Raw genomic sequence first — 2,074 nt, 5'->3', positions numbered from 1 at the left:
CAAGGGGTAGGTGTTTCACCCATATTGACACAGAGGGTGGATGAAAACCAAAACACCTACAAAGTGCCTATTTTACCTACATAATACCGATTTATTCTACTCAATACCGATTGCTCCTGAAAGCAATATCTCCTACCCTGAAACTCATAAAGCAACATGGTCTCTCACGTAGCACCTAGTGACCAGAAATCTTGTAGCTACTCAGGGTTATAAGCGCTCGTCGCCGAAGCCTTTAAATTGAATGGTAGTACTACGTCCAATGCTTACAGAGGAATATTATGAGCACTTTATCAAACATGGTTTTATGCGGAAGCTTTCCAGAAAGAAGAAAAAACGATTATTTACAAGAGTTTACAAAGCCGATTCAACAGTTGCTTTTGTCCGTTACCCCGCTACAAAGACGAAAATTTAGAAGATATGATTTCGTACCTGTGCCAGTCCTAGCGGCAATGTGGCATCTTAAATGGTTACCGGGGAAAAATGCGCCGAAGCAAGGGATGAAGATTCTCGATCTCACTGATTCTTTGTTGGATGAAGATGGTCAGGTTAAAAAGAACACTGAATGGTTGTTTGAAACTGTTGTGAAGGAAGACATCATAGGTAGGAGACCAGTAGTGCGGAAACAGAGGTTTCCTGTAGTAACTATTAAATATTAATCGATCTCAAAGGTCAGATCACAGCGTGTTGAGCGAAAAATCTGAGTAGCTGAAAGATAAAGAGGCATCTAGGAAGGGTAACCAGACGGTTACCCTTTTTTATTGTGACAGCACGAGGGTTGGGACTGGTGAGCGAGCAATTTACGGGAGCAGAGATGGAGAAACATTATGAGCAAAACTATTGATAAATTAGGCACCTGCATTTCAACGGCACAAATTGCAGAGCTCTTAGAACTTGACGTCAAGACGGTAAGAAAATACTATCGAGAACTAGGTGGAATACGCATTGGACGCCGCTACAAGTTCTTTGAAGAGGAGGTGTACAATGCCGTACAAGAAAGAAGAATTGAAGAACAACAGAAAGAAAATTGTCTGGATAGGACAGGTGCGGAAGGAGGGAAAAAGGAAAGAAAAGCGCTTCAAGACAAAGAAAGATGCGGAAGTATGGGAAGTGAAGATGAGAGATCAATCAAGCGACGGTTGGCAAGAACCGATAAACACGGTCTCTTTGGGTGATTGGTCTCTGCAGTATTTGGATTACGCCAGAGATAAATTTGTCGACAAGACATACAAAGAAAAACGCAAATCTTTTAAGGAATTGTTCAAGGTTGTCGATCCTACTATGCCTGTCGAGGAGATGACAACAGCACTGGCGATGCAAAATTCTCAGGTTCAATATAAGAACAGATCTGGTTATGCAGCCAATAAAGACAGAAAAAACCTTTTAGCTGCCTGGGGTTGGGGCACTAAATATATGAGTCCAGTTTTATTGCCTAAAGAAAATCCTTTTGCGATTGAGAAAATGCCAGAGGAAAGATCTCCGAGGTATGTTCCTTCTTTGGAAGATTTTTGGAAGGTATGCGATATCGCTCAGGGTCAGGATAAGGTGATGCTCAAAGCTTGTATACTTCTGGCAGCTAGAAGAGGAGAACTTTTTCGACTGAAGTTAGCTGATCTTGATTTTGACAACAACCAGGTCAGGTTGTGGACAAGAAAGAGAGTGGGGGGAACCTGGGAATACGATTGGTTACCCATGGTCACCGAGTTGAAAGACGCCTTTAAATGGTGGCTCGATAACCGGGAAGTGTCTTCAGAGTTTGTGTTTGTTTGTGTAGATCAAACTGATTTTACCCGAGAGTATTACGGGGAACCTTTTACTAGTCGACAGCATTTGCTTGCGCGCCTGTGTGAAAAAGCTGAGGTGAAAAAATTCGGTTTTCACGGAATAAGGCATTTGGCCGCTACAGAGTTATATCGCCGTGGATGCAGTGTTGCTGTAATACAGCGGATACTTCGGCATACTAGTCCAAACACTACGGAAAAGTTGAGTATTCCAGATGATTCCGGCCGGCGATTCCATTCCATTCCGGCCACCCATTCCATTTGATCCCGGCCAGTGATTCCATTTCATTCCGGTC

Annotated in this window: 3 protein-coding genes; all 3 read left to right on the top strand. The window is 43.0% G+C overall.

Annotation, left to right across the window (positions count from 1 at the left end; all coding sequences use genetic code 11):
* The first annotated feature begins 278 nt into the window (after positions 1-278).
* The 3 genes from BLQ17_RS21905 (at position 279) to BLQ17_RS21900 (ending at position 2,043) form a co-directional block, all read left to right on the top strand.
* Positions 279-656, top strand: a complete 378-nt coding sequence (locus BLQ17_RS21905) for a hypothetical protein (protein ID WP_092226406.1) — start codon at positions 279-281, stop codon at positions 654-656.
* 168 nt (positions 657-824) lie between these two features.
* Complete coding sequence (locus BLQ17_RS22815; RefSeq protein ID WP_176761404.1) at positions 825-1,172, top strand: MerR family transcriptional regulator; 348 nt, start codon at positions 825-827, stop codon at positions 1,170-1,172.
* Positions 1,114-2,043: a tyrosine-type recombinase/integrase gene (locus tag BLQ17_RS21900; RefSeq protein WP_176761403.1), complete on the top strand. Its 930-nt coding sequence runs from the start codon at positions 1,114-1,116 to the stop codon at positions 2,041-2,043. The genes BLQ17_RS22815 and BLQ17_RS21900 overlap by 59 nt, the downstream gene beginning before the upstream one ends.
* The last annotated feature ends 31 nt before the right edge of the window (positions 2,044-2,074 follow it).

The sequence above is a fragment of the Desulforhopalus singaporensis genome (genome assembly GCF_900104445.1).
Classification (GTDB): Bacteria; Desulfobacterota; Desulfobulbia; order Desulfobulbales; family Desulfocapsaceae; genus Desulforhopalus_A; species Desulforhopalus_A singaporensis.
The sequence above is the reverse complement of the archived record's forward strand: the minus strand, read 5'-3'. Positions and strand labels throughout refer to the sequence as shown.